Below are 18,614 nucleotides of genomic sequence, written 5' to 3' on the forward strand. Positions count from 1 at the left end.
TTTTCTATCAGTCCTGAGGGATAATCCGCAGGCCCAACTCCATCAGCTGGTCCGAGGCCGGGTCGGACGGTGCCTGCATCATCAGATCCTCGGCACGCTGGTTCATCGGGAACATCATGACTTCGCGGATATTGGCTTCATCGGCCAAAAGCATCACGATCCGGTCGATACCAGCTGCACAGCCACCGTGCGGCGGGGCGCCATAGTGGAAGGCGTTGAACAGCGCGCCAAAGCGGGTTTTCACCTCATCCGCGCCATAGCCAGCCAGCTCAAAAGCCTTCAGCATGATCTCGGGCTTGTGGTTCCGGATCGCGCCCGAGACCAGCTCGTATCCGTTACAGGCCAGGTCATATTGATAACCGCGCACGTCCAGAGGATTACCCTGCAGCGCCTCCATCCCGCCCTGCGGCATCGAGAAGGGGTTGTGTTCAAAGTCGATCGCACCGGTTTCTTCGTCTTGCTCATAGATCGGGAAATCGACGATCCAGGCAAAGGCAAAGCGGTCTTTCTCAGTCAGGTTCAGTTCATCACCGATCACATCGCGCGCCCTGCCGGCCACCTTTTCAAAGGCTTTCGGTTTGCCGCCAAGGAAGAACGCAGCGTCTCCGACGCCCAGACCCAACTGCTGGCGGATTGCCTCGGTCCGTTCAGGGCCAATGTTTTTGGCCAGTGGACCGGCGGCCTCCATCCCTTCGCCCTGATCGCGCCAGAAGATATAGCCCATACCGGGCAGACCCTCTTTCTGGGCAAAGGCGTTCATGCGGTCGCAGAACTTGCGGCTGCCACCCGTCGGCGCAGGGATAGCGCGGATTTCGGTGCCATCCTGCTCCAACAGCTTCGCGAAAATCGCGAACCCAGACCCGCGGAAGTGGTCGGAGACCACTTGCATTTTAATAGGATTCCGCAGGTCGGGCTTGTCGCTGCCATACCACAAGGCCGCGTCCTTGTAGGAAATCTGCGGCCAGTCCTGATCGACTTTACGGCCGCCGCCGAACTCTTCGAACACGCCGGTCAGAACGGGCTGAATCGTGTCGAATACGTCCTGCTGCTCGACAAACGACATCTCAAGGTCAAGCTGGTAGAAATCGGTGGGTGAGCGGTCGGCGCGCGGGTCTTCGTCCCGGAAGCAGGGCGCGATCTGGAAATACTTGTCAAAGCCCGACACCATGATCAGCTGTTTGAACTGCTGTGGGGCCTGCGGCAGCGCGTAGAACTTGCCCGGGTGAAGACGTGACGGAACGAGGAAATCGCGCGCGCCTTCGGGCGAGGACGCCGTGATGATTGGCGTCTGATACTCGCGGAAGCCCTGATCCCACATCCGGCGGCGCATCGAGGCAACAACGTCCGAGCGCAAGGTCATATTCTGCTGCATCACTTCGCGGCGCAGGTCCAGATAGCGATAGCGCAGGCGCGTTTCCTCAGGGTATTCCTGATCGCCGAACACCATCAGCGGCAGCTCGTCAGCGGCGCCCAGTACTTCCAACTCGCGCACGTAAACTTCGATCTCGCCCGTGGGCAATTTCGCGTTCACCAGATCAGCGGCGCGCGCTTTGACTGTGCCATCGATACGGATACACCATTCCGAGCGGACTTTTTCCAGTTCGGCGAATGCCGCGCTGTCGCCGTCGCACAAAACCTGTGTGACGCCGAAATGATCGCGAAGGTCGATGAATAGAACGCCGCCGTGATCTCGGACCCGATGCACCCAGCCAGACAGGCGAACGGTTTCACCGACATTGGCGGCGGTCAGAGCGGCGCAGGTGTGGCTGCGATAGGCGTGCATGGATCATATCCCTTCGGGCGCAGAATTGGTCGGGCCGATACACCGCGTCAGACTGGGAAAGTCAAGGCAAGTCGCACCGTCAAAACGGCCTTTGCACGTTGCCTGAGTAGAAATAGATGCCCAGACCCACTGCAAAGATGATGTTCCCCGCGATGGCATGCAGCAGAACCGCATAGAAAAACGATCCGCGTTTGCGATAGGCCCAGGTGAACAGCAACCCTCCGGCAAATGTCATCAGAGCTACGATCCAGCTCCAATACATCAAATGCGCAAGCGAGAAGAGCGATGCATTCAGCAGATAAGCTGTGCGTCCATTGGGCAGGATCGCGTGGTAACGACGAAAGAACAGCGACCGGAACAGCAGCTCTTGCGGCAGGGCGGAAACGAATGGGTAAAACACCCAAATCATCGCCAGCAGCTCGGGTTGGTTGTGCAACAGGAAAAAGGCAGCTTCGGGACGGGTCAGTCGTACTAGCGCAACACAAAACAGGGTCATTCCCACAGCAAAGCCGGCGACTTCGGGCCAGGACCAGTTGCGCCAGTTATATCGCAATTCCGCCCAGGCAAATCCGTGCGTGAAATGCAACAACACGATCCCGATGGCCGTAAAGGTAAACAGCGATGGAAACATCCAGTTGGGCGGGAAAAGTACGGCGATCAGCACAGGTGCGGCGATGAAGAACAAACCGAATTCCAGTCGCAACCAACGGGAAGGTGCTGCGGCTTCAGCCCAATCGGTTTGCCTGTTCACAGTACCGCCAATTCTGCCCAGATCAGGCCTCGCAAGGAATTGCCCATCCAGAACCTTTCCGCGCTTTGCAGGTCGGTCATGGTCAGCACCGCCTCGCTGACTTTATTATTTTCCAGCAAGGCTTCGCGCAAGATCCCGGGAAGCAAGCCAGAGGACAAGGGCGGCGTCAGGCAACGACCATCGGGCATGTCCAGAAAGATGTTAGTGATGGTGCCCTCGCACACTTCGTCACGCTCATTCAGAAACAGCCACTCATCTACGCCCTCGGACAGTGCCGCCCGGGCCCGGTCATAAACATCGCGCTGCGTCGTCTTGTGCTGCAACCAGATATCAGAGGCAGCAAGCCTCGTATTGGAAACTGCGACCCGCCAGACGGATGGGTTATCCGCCAGTGCACCAGTTGTCACGCCAAACCCGCCACTGATGTCCATCGTCAATCGACAGCGCAACGAGGTTGAACCCGCAACTTGGTCGAGCGTTGCAATCGCGCGCCCTGCATCGAAAGGAAGCCCCAATGCCCGTGCCGAACGCTCCATCCGGGCCAAGTGTTTTCCAACACGCACAAACCCGCTCTCTGACCGGTATGCCAGTGTTTCGATCAGACGGAAGTCAGGGTCAGCTGGTGGGCGAAACGTGCCTTCCATAGCGCTTCCTCATATTCGGATGGGGCTGTGCTGTCCCAGACAACACCCCCACCCACATTCAGCGTGGCCTTGTTGCCCTCGACCATCAGCGTACGAATAGCCACGTTGAACTCGGATCGCCCGTCTGGCGCGGCCCAACCGATAGCACCACAATAGATATCGCGTGGCCAGGGTTCGAGATCGGTCAAAATCTCCATCGCGCGAATTTTGGGCGCGCCTGTGATCGAGCCGCAGGGAAACAACGCGTTTAGGATATCGGAAAGTTCTGCCCCAAGATGCAGCTGTGCCTGCACCAGCGAGATCATCTGATGCACGGTTGCATATGTTTCGACCTTGAATAGCTCGGGTACCTTCACGGACCCCGGCAGCGCAACCCGGCTGATGTCATTGCGCAGAAGGTCAACGATCATGAGGTTTTCAGCGCGGTTCTTCTCGTCTCTCGACAAGAAATCGCGGCGGCGCGCGTCCTCGGCCATGTCTTCGCTGCGGGGTTGTGTGCCCTTCATCGGGCGGGTTTCGATCGTCCGATCTGCACCGGTGCGAAAGAACAACTCTGGCGAGCGGCTGAGCAAATCGGGCAAATCATCCTGCTGAACCAGCGCTCCGTGACCGACCGGCTGGCCCACAGCCAACGCCGCATAAAGCGCGGCGCTATCCCCTTGCAATGTCAGGTCAATGGGGAACGTCAGGTTGGCCTGATAGATATCCCCTGCCCCGATCGCATCGTGGACCAGCTGAAAGGCGCTTGCATATCTTGCCTCGTCCCAGCGCGGTGTGAATTCGGCAACACCGCCTAGGGGTGCGGGCAGATCGCACTGGCCTGGCGCATCATAGGCACCGAAACACAGCAGTGGCAGGCGGCGGTCAGTAGGCATCCGGTCCAACAGGCGGGGTTCCAACGCATATCCAAGCTCATAGCTTGCATAACCGGCCAGCCAGGCCCCATCCGCGCGTGCCTCATCCAGCGCCGCCAAAGCCTGTGGCACGTCTTCCGCTTTGTCTGCGCGGATCACCCGGTCTGGCCGTTCGAAATAAGTTCCCGATCCGGCCGGCCCCTGATCAAAACGAATACGCACGTGCATCCTCATTTGTCGTGCTGCGCGGTATAGACAATACGGCGGTAAGGGAAAGAGGGGAAAGCGGCAATTTCGCCCCTGTTTCCGATACCTCTTGAACCTTTTGGCGCGGTCCCTATAACGCAGAACAATTTGGGCACGCGGGCGGTGCCCTGACTCGCAGTTAACCGAAGGAAACAGGCTATGCCGAGAAGAACCGACATCCAGTCGATCATGATCATCGGGGCGGGCCCCATTGTCATCGGTCAGGCCTGCGAATTCGACTATTCAGGCGCACAGGCCTGTAAAGCCCTGCGCGAAGAAGGATACCGGGTCATTCTGGTAAACTCAAACCCGGCTACAATCATGACCGATCCCGGTCTGGCCGATGCCACTTATATCGAGCCGATCACGCCCGAAGTTGTCGCCAAGATCATCGAGAAAGAACGCCCCGACGCCTTGTTGCCCACAATGGGTGGGCAGACCGGACTGAACACCTCACTTGCACTGGAAGAGATGGGCGTACTGGACGAGTTCGGTGTCGAGATGATCGGTGCGACCCGCGACGCCATCGAAATGGCCGAAGACCGCAAACTATTCCGCGAAGCGATGGATCGGCTGGGCATCGAAAACCCCAAGGCCACCATCGTTACCGCCCCCAAGCGCGACGACGGCTCCACCGATCTTGATGCTGGCGTCCAGATTGCCTTGGGCGATCTGGAAGACATCGGCCTGCCTGCCATCATTCGCCCCGCCTTTACCATGGGCGGCACCGGCGGCGGTGTGGCTTATAACCGCGAGGATTATATTCACTTCTGCCGCTCTGGCATGGATGCCTCGCCGGTAAACCAAATCCTCGTCGATGAGAGCCTGCTGGGTTGGAAAGAGTATGAGATGGAGGTGGTACGCGACACGGCCGACAACGCCATCATCGTCTGTTCCATTGAGAATATCGATCCGATGGGTGTGCATACCGGCGACTCTATCACCGTGGCCCCTGCCCTGACACTGACCGACAAAGAATACCAGATCATGCGCAACGGCTCCATCGCCGTTCTGCGCGAGATTGGGGTCGAGACTGGCGGTTCGAACGTACAATGGGCGATCAACCCCGAAGACGGCCGAATGGTCGTGATCGAGATGAACCCCCGCGTGTCGCGTTCGTCCGCGCTGGCGTCCAAGGCGACCGGGTTCCCGATTGCGAAGATCGCGGCCAAACTGGCTGTTGGCTATACGCTGGACGAGCTGGACAATGACATCACCAAGGTCACGCCCGCCTCCTTCGAGCCGACCATCGACTATGTCGTGACAAAAATTCCGAAATTTGCGTTCGAAAAGTTCCCCGGCTCTGAACCTTACCTGACCACGGCGATGAAATCGGTGGGTGAGGCCATGTCCATTGGCCGCACGATCCACGAATCGATGCAAAAGGCGCTGGCCTCGATGGAATCCGGCCTGACTGGCTTTGATGAAGTAGAAATCCCCGGTCTAACCCCAAACCCAACACCGTCGCACTACATGCGCTACGATGAGATTTGGGAACATAAAGATGCTTATCTCGCGTGGCTGAAAGACAACAAAGCTGCAATTGTAAAAGCCATTAGCCAGCAAACGCCGGATCGTTTGCGTACAATTGCTCAGGCCATACGTCACGGCCTGACTGACGACGAGATTTTCGCCGTCACCAAATTCGACCCTTGGTTCCTGGCTCGCATCCGCGAAATCATCGAGGCCGAGGAAGAAGTTCGCCGCGACGGCCTGCCCGTCACCGAGGACGGCATCCGTAAGCTGAAAATGCTGGGTTTCACCGATGCGCGGTTGGGCAACCTGACAGGCCGTGACGAAGGCAATGTACGCCGCGCCCGCCGCAATCTGGGTGTTAACGCAGTATTCAAGCGCATCGACACTTGCGCTGCCGAGTTTGAGGCGCAGACGCCCTATATGTACTCGACCTACGAAGCCCCTATGATGGGTGATGTTGAGTGCGAGGCGCGCCCGAGTGACCGCAAGAAAGTTGTTATCCTGGGCGGCGGCCCCAACCGGATCGGTCAGGGGATCGAATTCGATTATTGCTGTTGTCACGCCTGCTTCGCACTGACCGATGCGGGCTATGAGACCATCATGATCAACTGTAACCCCGAAACGGTTTCGACCGACTATGACACTTCGGACCGGTTGTATTTCGAACCACTAACTTTTGAACACGTGATGGAAATCCTGACGAAAGAACAGGAAAACGGAACGCTGCACGGTGTTATCGTTCAGTTCGGTGGTCAAACCCCGCTGAAACTGGCCAACGCGCTGGAAGAAGAAGGCATTCCGATCCTCGGCACTACACCCGACGCCATCGACCTCGCCGAAGACCGCGAAAGGTTTCAGGCGCTAGTCAACGATCTGGGCCTGAAACAGCCCAATAACGGCATCGCATCGACCGACGAGCAGGCGCTGAAAATCGCCGAGGATATCGGCTTTCCGCTGGTGATCCGCCCGTCCTATGTACTGGGTGGCCGCGCGATGGAAATCGTGCGCGATATGGACCAGCTGCGGCGCTATATCAACGAGGCCGTGGTGGTCTCGGGCGACAGCCCCGTGCTGCTGGACAGCTATTTGGCGGGCGCGGTTGAACTGGATGTCGACGCCCTGTGCGACGGCACGGACGTACATGTCGCAGGCATCATGCAGCATATCGAAGAGGCTGGCGTGCATTCGGGGGATAGCGCCTGTTCGCTGCCGCCCTACTCGCTGTCGAAAGAGGTGATTAGCCGGATCAAGGATCAGACCTTCAAGCTGGCCAAGGCGTTGAACGTTGTCGGCCTGATGAATGTACAATTTGCGATCAAGGATGACGATATCTACCTGATCGAAGTCAACCCGCGCGCCTCACGCACCGTGCCATTTGTGGCCAAAGCCACGGACAGCGCCATTGCCTCCATCGCCGCGCGTGTGATGGCGGGCGAGAAGCTGGCGGATTTCCCGTTGCGCCCGGCTTACAAGACCGTGGACGACACCAAGATCGCCGACCAGATGACACTGGCAGACCCGGATATGCCGTGGTTCTCGGTGAAAGAGGCGGTGCTGCCCTTCGCCCGGTTCCCCGGCGTCGACACTATTCTGGGGCCTGAGATGCGCTCGACCGGAGAAGTCATGGGCTGGGACCGCGACTTCCCCCGCGCCTTCCTCAAAGCACAGATGGGTGCGGGAATGGTGCTGCCATCCTCGGGACGTGCGTTTATTTCGATCAAGGATGCCGACAAGACGCCTGCCATGCTTGAGGCCGCACAGGTTCTGGCCGCGCAGGGCTTTGCCCTTGTCGCCACCCGCGGAACGCAAAGCTGGCTGGCCGAGCACGGTATTGCCTGTGATCTGGTCAACAAGGTCTACGAAGGTCGCCCCGACGTGGCTGACATGCTTAAAGATGGTCAGGTACAGCTGGTGATGAATACCACCGAAGGTGCACAGGCGGTCGAGGACAGCAAGGCCATCCGGTCCATCGCGCTCTATGACAAGATCCCATATTTCACCACCGCCGCCGCCAGCCACGCTGCCGCGTTGGCGATAAAGGCGCAGGCCGAAGGGGATGTCGAGGTCAGGTCCCTGCAAGGCTGACCTTCTCCCACTACACCAGAATAGAGCAAAACCCCCGGTCCATGACCGGGGGTTTTTCATTTAAACAACCGGCTGCGGTGGTTTCTTGCGCCGTTCCTCCGGCAGGAAGAACACCATGTAGAACACGGGGGCCGCCACCATGGTAAGGACCGTGGCAAAGGCCAGACCTCCCATGATGGTCACCGCCATCGACCTGAAGAACGCATCCGTCAACAACGGAGCCATACCCAAAATCGTCGTGATTGCGGCCAGCATCACCGGGCGCAAACGCGAGACCGAAGCCTCTATGATCGATTCACGCAGCCCCTGACCGGTTGCACGTACCAAGTCGATCTCTTCGACCAAAACGATACCATTCTTGATCAGCATCCCCGATAGGCTAAGCAGTCCCAGTAGCGCCGTAAATGTGAACGGCAGACCCGTGCCCAGCAGACCGATCACCACTCCGTTTACCGACATCGGTACCAACAGCCAGATAATGATCGGCTGACGAATGGCGTTGAATATCAGCACCGAAATCAGAACCATGATCAACAGGCTCAACGGCAACTGACGACCCAGGCTTTTATTTGCATCGCCAGCATTCTCGAACTCTCCACCCCATTCCAGTCGATAGCCCGCTGGCAGCTCCATGCTTTCGATAGCTGTGCGGACTTCGGAATGAACCTGCGCAGCTGTCAAATCCGGCGGGATGTCGGCCCCTACCGTAATGGTCAGCACACGATCCCGGCGGTGAACCAGCGTATTGAGTGCCTTATATTCGAACCTGTCGACCATCTGCTCGATCGGTACGAATTTCTGCGACTGGTCCGAGAATACAACCTGATCCACGATCGAATAATCCCCGTCCACCGGGCGGCGCAAGATGATCGGAATCAGGCGGTCGCGCTCGCGGAACACACCACCGGTGATCCCATCGGTCGAGAATTGCAGAGTCGCCGCGATATCTTCGCGCGACACCCCTGCGGTCTGCGCCCGTTCGGTCGCATAAATTGGCTGGACAGCCAGCCCTTGTTCGCGCCAGTCGTGATAGACGTTCAGCGCATTGGGCGAAGCCGCGCGCATCGTCTGCACAGCCTCATTCGCAAGTTGCCGAAGCACCGCCGGATCGCTTCCCGAGAAACGGGCTTGAATTGGATCACCACCCCCAGGACCAAAGACCAGCCGCTTGGTGCGGAACTTGCCTTCGGGGAACTGCGCCGAGCCAAACGCCTCGAGATCCGCCCGCAAAGCCGGAATGTCATCCAATGTTTCCGTCCGGATGATCATGTGACCGTAGCTGGGGTTCGGTTTTTCCGAAGAGTAGGTCAACAAAAAACGAGTTGCTCCTTGCCCAACAAATGTCGTGACAGATACCACATCGTCCCGATCCGCCAGCCAGTTTTCGAAAACAGCCATATCCTCGGCGGTGCGCGCAATGGGTGTGCCCTGCGGCAGGTTGTAATGCACGAAAAACAGCGGTGTATTCGAGTCTGGAAAGAACTGTTGTTTGACCAAACCAAATCCTGCGAAACAGACCACGGTAATGCCCACCAGCATTGCAATCACCATCCAACGGAACCGCAGCGCCCAGTTTAGGATCGCGCCATAAACACGGAACATGATCCCGCCATAGGCATCCACAGCGCCTGCCTCACCCTGCTTGAAGAAATAGTGGCCCAGCATTGGTGTCACCGTCAGAGCCAGCACCCAGCTCAGCAGCAGTGAAATACCGATCACCGCAAACAGAGAGAACAGGAACTCGCCCGTCGCATCGGGGCTGAGACCGATCCCTGCAAAGGCCATGATCCCGATGACGGTTGCGCCCAACAACGGGATTTGCGTCTTGGAAGCAGCTTCATCCGCGGCATCGCGCGAGTTTTTCCCGCGCAGCATCGCGATCTGCATGCCCTCAGCCACAACGATGGCGTTATCCACCAACATACCCATCGCGATAATCAGCGCACCCAACGAGATCCTCTCCATCTCGATTGAGAACATCGACATGAACAGCAGCGTTCCCACCACGGTCAACAACAGGGTTGAGCCGACAACAACCGCCGCGCGCCATCCCATGAACACCGCGAGTACGATAACCACAATGGTCACGGACATGGCGAGATTTACCAGAAAGTCATTCGAGGCCTGCTCGACCACCACGTGCTGTTGGTAGATCGGCAGGATTTCGACGCCAAACGGGATTTGTGAGTCCAACTCGGCAAATTTCGCGTCAGCACGCTTGCCGACCTCAACGATATTATCAGTCGAAAGCCCAGCGATACCCAGAGTGAAAGCTTCGGTCCCGTTGAACCGGATGATGACATTAGGATCGGTTAGGCGACCACGATGTACATTCGACATATCGAACAGGTTGATAACCTGGCCCTGCGATCCAACAGAAAGGCCAGCAATGGCGGAAACCGTATCGGATCCTTCGGCGGTTAATATCGCGGTCCGGCCATCTTCTGATCGCAATGACCCCGACGAGTTTACCGAGTCCGCATTTGTAATCGCGTCGGTAAGCGCCTGCAGAGGCACGTTTTGGTTCACCGAAATAGACAGGTCGGGTTCGATAAAGATCGCCTCTTGCGGCAGGCCCATCACCTCGACATCCGCGACACCGTCAACCGTCAGTAGTTCGCGCCGAAGAAATGTGGAAAGCTCATGTTTTTCAGCGTCCGAGAAGCCCTCGGCCGTGACCGCATAAAACAAGCCAAACACATCGCCAAACCCGTCATTGACCAGCGGATCACCCACCCCGGATGGCAGCTCCCGTGAGGCGTCACGGACCTTGGCGCGCAATTTGGTCCAGATCTCCGGCAGCTCGGTCCCATCATAGGCTGAGTTAATCTCGACCTCGATCAGCGAAAAACCGGGCTGGTTCATTGATGTGATTGTCTTGACCTCGCCCATCTGCTGGATGGCGGATTCCAGTGGCTCTGAAACCTCCAGCGCCACTTGTTCAGCCGTTGCCCCCGGATATTGGGTAGCGATGACGGCGTTTTTGATTGTGAAGGCTGGATCTTCCAGACGGCCAAGCGACAGAAATCCCCAGATACCGCCGAACAAGGCGATCAGGATGACCAGCCATGTATAGATAGGGCGATCAATGGATGCGCGTGCGATGTTCATCAATCCGCCCCTTAGTTGGCAAGACCGGTAAAGCGGCGCACCACCTGACCGTCAATCAAAACGTCGCCGCCGGCGACAACGATTTCTTCCCCGTCACTTAGGCCGTCCAGTACGTTGACATCACCGGTTTCCGTGGGCTCGATGGTAACGGGGACGCGGCGCAGTGTCCCTTGGTCAGCCCCAGTCGGAGAAAACACCATTACGCCCAGCGCCCCTTCGACATCGGCCACAATGGCTGTAGGCGGAACAAAGATTCCCCGTTTCTGGTCCTTGACCCGAACGGTCACAGTAGCCGACGAACCAGGCAGAATTTGCAGCCCTTCAGGCGGTGTCAGGCCAAATTGGATGCGGAAGGTTTGACCGACGCTTGAAGATTCAGCATCGAATTCGCGGATCTGAAGCGGGAAGACTTCGTCGCTCACCGGAAATTTCGCGGTGATGGTGATGTCATCCTGCTGGCCCGACCGTTGAAACAAAATTTCGGGTACGTCGACCTCAATCCGAAGTTCGGACATATCATGGATACGCACGATCGGGGTACCTGCGGAAACAGTGGTAAAGGCCTCGACCGCCCGGCTGGACACCAGCGCGTTAAACGGTGCCGTCAATGTCGCCTGTTCCAGGTCGTAAAGCGCGTCACGCACAGCGATATCAGCCAGTTGCGCCGCAGTCTCAGAGTCGTCCACAGCCACTTGGCTGGCCGCAGTTCCCCGCAGCCGAGACAGGCGGGCCAGTGTCCGATCCGCCTGATCTTTTTGCAGAACGGCACGATCATAGCGGCGCTGGAACGGCTCACGATCCAGCTCGGCGATCAGCTCACCCTTGGGGATGACAAATCCTTCAGCCACTGGCATTTCAACAATCTGTCCAGCCACCTGAAAGGCCAGATCAACCGTTTGCCGCGCAGCGACGCGACCAAAGAACTGACGTGTGAACCCAGGCGTGGTTTCCTTTACCACCATCAGCTTTACCGGCTTGGCAGCTTCTTCAGCCATGATTGAGCTGGAGAGAAAGATCAGGGCCACGCCCAAAGCAGAGATCAGTTTCATTTCTTCAGTCCCTCGGGAATTCCAGTTTTCAGTATGTTTTCCCGGATCTTCCGGGCCAGTCTTGCGAATTCTGCGGTTTCATCCTTGTTCAGTCCGGACGCGCGCTGAAACAGGGCGCCTGCTTGGGCTACAAGCATCTGGCGTGTTTCTGTGCCTTTTTCGGTCAAAACCAAAAGCCATGCACGGCGATCCTCTGGATCGCGTTCGCGTCTCAGATAGCCCGCTTTTTCCAAGGCATCGGCGGTCGACGTGATTGTCGAAGGAACTGACAGCATGTCAGCCGCTAAAACGCCCATGCGCCTGGGCTGATCCAATTTGATCACCATATGGCATTCCTGATGGCTCAGTTCTATTTCGATGGCATCGAAGCTCTCCTCGAGCTTCCAATAGAGCGCATACACACCCATCATCGCCTGCATCTCGGGGCTTAAGCGATGCAACAGAGTGTTATGATCATGGGCCATGGGATGATTCCTTGCAGAATTTGACGCGTATATACTTCGAAAAACGAACTATTCAAGAACTGAAGCTCAATTTCCAACCAAGCTTAACATTCCCTCGGGTCAATCTCTCTTGAACAATACCAATCATAACGGCATTTTAGGTGAATCCAGAAATCCAGGACCCAACATGTATACGCCAGCAATCACCGGCTCGGGTGTTTTCACGCCAGATAATGTCATTACGAATGCCGAGCTCGTTTCGGCCTTCAATGCATATGCCGACAGGATGAACACCCAGAACGCAGAGGCGATTGCCGCTGGTGACGTTGAGCCGATGCAGCATTCGTCTGAAGAGTTCATTCTGAAGGCCTCCGGAATCGAGAACCGCTATGTGATGGACAAAGCGGGCGTTCTGGATCCCGACGTGATGCACCCGCTGTTTCGTCAGCGCTCTGACGATGAACCTGGCATCATGACCGAAATGGCCGTTGACGCCTGCAAGAAAGCGCTGGCACAGGCTGGGCGCAACGGGGACGATGTTGATCTGGTAATCTGCGCGGCTTCGAACCATGAACGGGCTTATCCTGCAATCGCGATCGAGATCCAGCAGGCGCTGGGATGCAAAGGGTTCGGATTCGACATGAACGTTGCCTGTTCTTCGGCCACGTTCGGCATTCAGGCGGCGGCGGATATGGTCAGGTCCGGTTCGGTGAAATGTGCGCTTGTGGTAAACCCCGAGATTTGCACGGGCCACCTGGAATGGCGTGACCGAGATTGCCACTTTATTTTTGGTGATGTGGCAACGGCCACCGTGATCGAACGGATCGAGGATGCGACCGGACCGCATTTCGAGATTTTGTCGACCAGCTGCGCCACGGATTTTTCCAACAACATCCGAAACAATAATGGCTTCCTGCGTCGCACTCGGCCAGAGGGATTGACCGACCGCCGCGACATGCAGTTCATGCAAAACGGCCGTAAAGTGTTCAAAGAGGTTCTTCCAATGGTCAGCAAACACATTGCCGATCACATGGACGCCGAAGGGATCAGCAACGCCGATCTCAAACGTCTTTGGCTGCATCAGGCGAATAAAACGATGAATGATTTCATCGGTAAAAAAGTCATGGGCCGCGAACCCGCCCCCGGAGAGCAGCCAAACATCCTGCAAGACTATGCGAACACGTCCTCGGCTGGGTCGATCATCGCATTTTCGAAATACTCGGACGATTTCACCGATGGCGAGATCGGCCTTATCTGTTCCTTCGGAGCAGGGTATTCCGTGGGTTCGGTAATCGTGAAACGGCACGGTTAAGACAACATTCCGCGCAACTACAAATTCGTACAAAAAAGCCGGGCTCATTCGACCCGGCTTGGTTGTTTGATCCTTGTTTCAGCACTGGCATCACCCCGTCCGGCGGCAAGCGGCAAAAGCCCCAGCATGCGAGCGTTCAGATCGGGTCAAGTTTGACCTAGCATGTCATGAGTATCGGTACGCACACCAAACTGGATCAAGACATGCAACTTCCCTTGCCTCAGCTCACGCTTTCTTCTTCCAGGTGCAGCTTCATCTCGATCAGAACATGCTGCAGCAGGCTGGTTTCCTTCAACAGGCGTTTGGCCTCGTTCACCGTGATGATACCGTCTTCGATAGCAGACTGGTATTCGGTCATAAGCATGGCAAAGCGTTGGCTCAACGCGATGACATCCGAATTAACACCTCCGGTGCGAGGAGCGTCCGTGTTGCGGCCATCATATGACAGCGTAATGTTCTTGAGGTCGGCCAAAGCCGACGTCACATGCGGAAAGTTGGCCACCGCTTCAAGGCGTGCAACTGCATCAACCGGCATGAACCGATCAGCATGCTCTGCGTTATCTGAATAATATCGGCCAAGCGTGGCTTTGGATTTACCCGTGACCTCGCACGCGGACTCAATTCCAACGTCCTTGACCAACGCTTCGGTGTGCTTTTTGAGATAGGCCCCGATATCTGCCATGTTTTTACCTTTGCTACCTGCCTTCCCCACTACATCTGCCATTGCGGGGGAAAGGGAAATGAAATTTCCCATACCTGAGTCATAATTGAAATGCGATATGTTGGCTATCCCTCAGATATGCGAGGGTTTTGTGAGTGAGTGGCGGCAATAATGCCGGTAGCGAGTGATAGCGGGGCACATATTAGCCCCGCTTCGTTTAGGCCGCTTATAGGCCGAAGGCGTCGCTGTTGTGAGTGCAGGGGCTCCATCCCCAAAGAGCGTGAGCTCATCCCCTAACTGGACAACGGCGGCGTCGCTCATTTCGCCACATGAGATGGCTTGCCCAGGCGGGGCTGGCGAATTAGACCCGAGCCATGGCAAAACTTTACTTCAACTACTCGACTATGAACGCGGGCAAATCGACCGTGTTGCTGCAAGCCTCGCATAATTATCGCGAGCGCGGCATGGATACTTACCTGATGACGGCCGCATTGGATGGGCGCGCCGGTGCTGGGAAAATTGCCTCGCGGATTGGGATATCATCCGAGGCTGATACTTTTGACACCGATGATGATGTTTTCGCCATGATCGAAGCCCGTCTGGCGCAAGGCAAAATTGCATGTGTCTTTATCGACGAAGCCCAGTTCCTGACCGAAGATCAGGTCTGGCAACTGGCCCGCGCCGTAGATGACCTGAACGTGCCGGTGCTGGCCTATGGGTTGCGGGTCGATTTTCAGGGTCGGCTGTTTCCCGGATCGGCCGCCTTGCTGGCGCTGGCGGATGAGATGCGCGAGGTTCGCACGATCTGCGAATGCGGCCGCAAGGCAACAATGGTGATTCGTCAGGACGAGAATGGAAATCCCATCACCCAGGGTGCTCAGGTTCAAATTGGTGGCAACGAAACCTATGTCTCGCTGTGCCGCAGGCATTGGCGCGAGGCCGTGGGCACCTAAACCGGATTTGGCAGCGGGCGCCCCTGAACAAAGGCCCCAACATTATCTAGCGCCATGTGCCCCATAGCGCTGCGGACCTCCTCAGTCGCGGTACCCAGGTGGGGCAGCAGGGTAACGTTCTGCAAATCTATCAGAGCTTGCGGCACTGCGGGTTCGAATTCGTAGACATCCAGACCCGCACCCGCGATTTGCTTTTCTTGCAACGCCGAAATCAGGGCCGATTCATCCAATACCTCTCCCCGAGAAATATTGATCAGGATGGCAGCAGCGTTCATCGCCTGCAGCACCTGCGCATTGATCAGATGCCGGGTTTCGGCACCGCCCGGCACAGCCAGGATCAGGAAATCGACATCGGCAGCCAAAGCTTTGAGGTCTGGGACATAATCCGCCGGAAACTCTAACTCCTTTGGACTGCGCGATTGATAGGCGACGTGCATACCAAACCCATAGTGGCAACGTCGCGCGATGGCTTGCCCAATGCGCCCCATGCCCACAATGCCGACCCGTTTGCCGGTCACGTGATGGCCCAACATCTGTGTCGGGTGCCAGCCCTGCCAAAGGTTTGAACGTACCAGCCGTTCGCCTTCTCCGGCGCGGCGGGCCGTGGACAGCAGCAATGTCATGGCGATATCGGCAGTCGCATCTGTGACAGCGCCCGGCGTGTTGGTCACGGCAATTCCGGCGTTACGGGCCGCGTCCACATCAATGTGATTGTACCCAACCCCAAAATTCGCCAGCAGCTTGCATCGCGGTTTCGGCACCTCGGCAAAGATCTGAGCAGAAAACAGGTCGCCCAAGGTCGGCACCACGACATCGCATTCGGACAGCGCATGCCCCATTTCCTTGGGTGACATCGGCAAGGTTTCACTGCGCATCTCTGCGTCGAACTCTGCGCGTGCACGTGCTGCGACAGAGGCGGTCATCGGTCGGGCAATGAACACACGCATCAGTGCATCCGCCCACCGGTTGGAACCTTGCCATCCGGCCCGATCAGGACGATCTCACCAGTCTCATCGGGCAATCCCAAAACAAGCACTTCGGACATGAACTTGCCGATCTGGCGCGGAGGGAAATTTACCACCGCCATCACCTGCTTGCCCACCAATGAGGCGGGATCATAATGCGCGGTGATCTGGGCCGAGGTTTTCCGCTCGCCGATGTCTCGTCCAAAATCGATCCACATCTTGATCGCTGGCTTGCGCGCTTCGGGGAAGGGCTCGGCGCGGATAACCTCGCCGACGCGAATGTCGACCTTAAGAAAATCGTCGAATGTAATTTCACTCACGAGACAGCTCCTTGGACCGATCGGTTGCGGCTTTAACAGCGCGGTGCAGCAGGTCGGGAAAACCGAATTCGTCGTGCATCAGGACCTCAAGCGCGGCCTGCGTGGTTCCATTAGGCGAAGTGACATTGACGCGCAGTTGCGATGGGTCCTCGTCAGACGCCATGGCCAAGGCCCCTGCCCCGGCGACCGTGGACTTGGCCAGCTTCATCGCCAGATCATGTGGCAGGCCCTGAGCCTGACCCGCGGCAGCGAGCGTTTCAATAAGGTGGAATACATAGGCAGGGCCGGATCCGCTCAGCCCGGTAACGGCATCAATCTGCGCCTCATCCTGCAATCTGACCGTCTCACCGACCGCAGATAGCAGGTTTTCGGCTAGGGCCAGATCCGCATCCGAAACAGCAGAATTTCCAATCAACGCCGTGATTCCCTGTCGGATCGCCGCCGGGGTGTTCGGCATGGCACGCACGATTGGTGTTTTCTGGCCCAACACCTCTTCGAATGTGGAGATTGAGGTGCCCGCCGCGACCGACACGAACAGGCTGCGCCCGCCGCCCAAGGCTGTAATTGCGGGCAGCGCATCGCCCATCATCTGCGGCTTTACCGCGACCAGCACAACTGCAGGCGCCTCGGGTAGCGGGGTATTGATGTTGACGCCCGACGATTTCAGCCAATCCGACGGGAAAGGGTCAATCACCCAGACTGACGAGGCAGGAAGGCCATGCTCTAACCACCCGGCAAGCATGGCCGATCCCATCTTGCCGCATCCCAAAAGCACCAGCCCCTGTTCGGCGACGCGTGACATGTCCATGATTGCCCCTCCGCTTATTTGGCTCGGGGCAAAGCTTTACGCGCGGCCGTAGGCCTCTGCAATGGCGACTTGCATCGCGTCTTCCGGGGTGCGGTTGCCCCATGTGACCAGTTGGATCGCGGGATAATAACGCTCGGCGCTCAGGACCGCTGCAGTGATCATCGTATCAATCTGTTCCGGGCTGGCCATCTGACCACCCGCAAGAACCAGACCGTACCGGTAAACCATCAGCTTCTGATTGGCCCAGTATGTGAAGGCCCCGGCCCAGCACTGATCGTTCATCTTGTTCAGAAGTTCATAAAGCTCGGTCTCGCGCGCCTCAGGTGGCTCCATCTCGAACGAGCACACCATACGCAGCGTTTCGTCATAATTCGACCAGGCCAGCGTAATCGAGTAGGTGCGCCACTGTCCTTCGACAGCCATTGCGATCTGATCATCCCCGATCCGATCAAAGTCCCAATCGTGATGTTCGGCAAGATGTTCAACAATGTCGATCGGATGAAGGTCTTCGTCAAGAAACTGCTCGGAAAGGGCCATAATGCCACCTCACTAATTTCTAGCATTTCGGGGCTGGCAGCGCCCCAGCGCTAGTTGCCTGCTCTACAAGCCGGGCTTCCCCCATAGGCCTGTACTAAATATGGTGCGCTGTGGGTGGTGGCCTGACAACCCCCATTTTTGGGGATAACAGCAATAAGTTGTGGATAGCTGGCAACGGGGATCAAAATATTGGCATCAGATGCAGCTTTGTCTTGATTAATTCCCGCAAGACGGCATGATGCACAACACCGCACAACCCAGAACCGGATTGCGCGGCGTTTGTCTTTTTTCAAAAATTTCGCGGGGGATTATTCGCCCAGCTTGGCTTCCAACGCTGCAATGCGCGCCTCGAGCGCTGTGTTTTCCTCGCGCGCTTTCTGAGCCATGGCACGGACAGCGTCGAATTCTTCGCGTGTGACGAAATCGCGATCAGCCAGCCAACGGTCGATCATCGACTTCATGGCGTTCTCCGCCTCGTCCTTTGCGCCTTGGGCAACACCCATGGCGTTGGTCATGAGTTGGGAAACATCATCCAGAATCTTGTTGCGGGTTTGCATGGTTATCCTCCGATTTGGCGGTTGGTCTCTATATGGGGAATGATTGGCGCAGGCTCAAG

General features: G+C 57.2%; 16 protein-coding genes. 3 read left to right on the forward strand and 13 right to left on the reverse strand.

Annotation, left to right across the window (positions count from 1 at the left end):
• Nucleotides 1-7 precede the first annotated feature (7 nt).
• The 4 genes from aspS to AC2FH9_RS13620 form a co-directional block, all read right to left on the reverse strand.
• Complete coding sequence (gene aspS / locus AC2FH9_RS13605) at nucleotides 8-1,783, reverse strand: aspartate--tRNA ligase (protein ID WP_496693875.1); 1,776 nt, start codon at nucleotides 1,781-1,783, stop codon at nucleotides 8-10.
• Nucleotides 1,784-1,862: 79 nt separating this feature from the next.
• A complete protein-coding gene (locus AC2FH9_RS13610; RefSeq protein ID WP_496871880.1) occupies nucleotides 1,863-2,534 on the reverse strand; it encodes a CPBP family intramembrane glutamic endopeptidase in 672 nt (223 codons plus the stop codon).
• Nucleotides 2,531-3,178, reverse strand: coding sequence for an aminotransferase class IV family protein (locus AC2FH9_RS13615; RefSeq protein ID WP_496750282.1), 648 nt, complete (start codon nucleotides 3,176-3,178; stop codon nucleotides 2,531-2,533). The genes AC2FH9_RS13610 and AC2FH9_RS13615 overlap by 4 nt, the downstream gene beginning before the upstream one ends.
• Complete coding sequence (locus AC2FH9_RS13620; protein WP_142636586.1) at nucleotides 3,133-4,260, reverse strand: aminodeoxychorismate synthase component I; 1,128 nt, start codon at nucleotides 4,258-4,260, stop codon at nucleotides 3,133-3,135. The genes AC2FH9_RS13615 and AC2FH9_RS13620 overlap by 46 nt, the downstream gene beginning before the upstream one ends.
• Before the next feature lie 177 nt (nucleotides 4,261-4,437).
• On the opposite strand from AC2FH9_RS13620, the gene carB reads away from it, so the two are divergent.
• Nucleotides 4,438-7,839, forward strand: a complete 3,402-nt coding sequence (gene carB / locus AC2FH9_RS13625; protein WP_496871883.1) for a carbamoyl-phosphate synthase large subunit — start codon at nucleotides 4,438-4,440, stop codon at nucleotides 7,837-7,839.
• A gap of 60 nt (nucleotides 7,840-7,899) precedes the next feature.
• On the opposite strand, the gene AC2FH9_RS13630 is transcribed toward carB, so the two are convergent.
• Genes AC2FH9_RS13630 through AC2FH9_RS13640 form a run of 3 tightly spaced genes read right to left on the reverse strand, consistent with a single transcriptional unit; the run spans nucleotide 7,900 to nucleotide 12,463 of the window.
• On the reverse strand, nucleotides 7,900-10,950 hold the full coding sequence (locus AC2FH9_RS13630) for an efflux RND transporter permease subunit (RefSeq protein ID WP_496871885.1): 3,051 nt from the start codon (nucleotides 10,948-10,950) through the stop codon (nucleotides 7,900-7,902).
• An 11-nt stretch (nucleotides 10,951-10,961) separates the two neighbouring features.
• Complete coding sequence (locus AC2FH9_RS13635) at nucleotides 10,962-11,999, reverse strand: efflux RND transporter periplasmic adaptor subunit (RefSeq protein ID WP_271949243.1); 1,038 nt, start codon at nucleotides 11,997-11,999, stop codon at nucleotides 10,962-10,964.
• Nucleotides 11,996-12,463, reverse strand: coding sequence for a MarR family winged helix-turn-helix transcriptional regulator (locus AC2FH9_RS13640; protein ID WP_185956678.1), 468 nt, complete (start codon nucleotides 12,461-12,463; stop codon nucleotides 11,996-11,998). The genes AC2FH9_RS13635 and AC2FH9_RS13640 overlap by 4 nt, the downstream gene beginning before the upstream one ends.
• A gap of 166 nt (nucleotides 12,464-12,629) precedes the next feature.
• On the opposite strand from AC2FH9_RS13640, the gene AC2FH9_RS13645 reads away from it, so the two are divergent.
• Nucleotides 12,630-13,754 (forward strand): beta-ketoacyl-ACP synthase III, encoded by a 1,125-nt coding sequence (locus AC2FH9_RS13645; protein WP_142636578.1) that lies wholly within the window; start codon nucleotides 12,630-12,632, stop codon nucleotides 13,752-13,754.
• Between the two features lie 220 nt (nucleotides 13,755-13,974).
• On the opposite strand, the gene AC2FH9_RS13650 is transcribed toward AC2FH9_RS13645, so the two are convergent.
• Nucleotides 13,975-14,436 carry a hypothetical protein gene (locus AC2FH9_RS13650; protein ID WP_496871925.1) on the reverse strand — a complete coding sequence of 154 codons (462 nt, stop codon included), beginning with the start codon at nucleotides 14,434-14,436 and terminating at the stop codon, nucleotides 13,975-13,977.
• Nucleotides 14,437-14,789: 353 nt separating this feature from the next.
• Between AC2FH9_RS13650 and AC2FH9_RS13655 the strand changes: the two genes are divergently transcribed.
• The gene (locus AC2FH9_RS13655; RefSeq protein ID WP_142636576.1) at nucleotides 14,790-15,368 is read left to right on the forward strand and encodes a thymidine kinase; all 579 of its coding nucleotides are present in this window, start codon (nucleotides 14,790-14,792) and stop codon (nucleotides 15,366-15,368) included.
• On the opposite strand, the gene AC2FH9_RS13660 is transcribed toward AC2FH9_RS13655, so the two are convergent.
• The 5 genes from AC2FH9_RS13660 to AC2FH9_RS13680 form a co-directional block, all read right to left on the reverse strand.
• Nucleotides 15,365-16,315, reverse strand: a complete 951-nt coding sequence (locus AC2FH9_RS13660) for a 2-hydroxyacid dehydrogenase (protein WP_496750289.1) — start codon at nucleotides 16,313-16,315, stop codon at nucleotides 15,365-15,367. The genes AC2FH9_RS13655 and AC2FH9_RS13660 overlap by 4 nt on opposite strands.
• The gene (locus tag AC2FH9_RS13665) at nucleotides 16,315-16,653 is read right to left on the reverse strand and encodes a tRNA-binding protein (RefSeq protein WP_496694714.1); all 339 of its coding nucleotides are present in this window, start codon (nucleotides 16,651-16,653) and stop codon (nucleotides 16,315-16,317) included. Before AC2FH9_RS13665 ends, AC2FH9_RS13660 begins: the two co-directional genes overlap by 1 nt.
• Nucleotides 16,646-17,461 carry a pyrroline-5-carboxylate reductase gene (proC, locus tag AC2FH9_RS13670; RefSeq protein WP_496750290.1) on the reverse strand — a complete coding sequence of 272 codons (816 nt, stop codon included), beginning with the start codon at nucleotides 17,459-17,461 and terminating at the stop codon, nucleotides 16,646-16,648. The genes AC2FH9_RS13665 and proC overlap by 8 nt, the downstream gene beginning before the upstream one ends.
• Nucleotides 17,462-17,497: 36 nt before the next feature.
• Nucleotides 17,498-17,998, reverse strand: coding sequence for a type III secretion system chaperone family protein (locus AC2FH9_RS13675; RefSeq protein ID WP_496691006.1), 501 nt, complete (start codon nucleotides 17,996-17,998; stop codon nucleotides 17,498-17,500).
• Nucleotides 17,999-18,306: 308 nt separating this feature from the next.
• A complete protein-coding gene (locus tag AC2FH9_RS13680; protein ID WP_142636566.1) occupies nucleotides 18,307-18,555 on the reverse strand; it encodes an accessory factor UbiK family protein in 249 nt (82 codons plus the stop codon).
• Between the last annotated feature and the right edge of the window lie 59 nt (nucleotides 18,556-18,614).

Source organism: Ruegeria sp. CDSC081, from assembly GCF_059610485.1.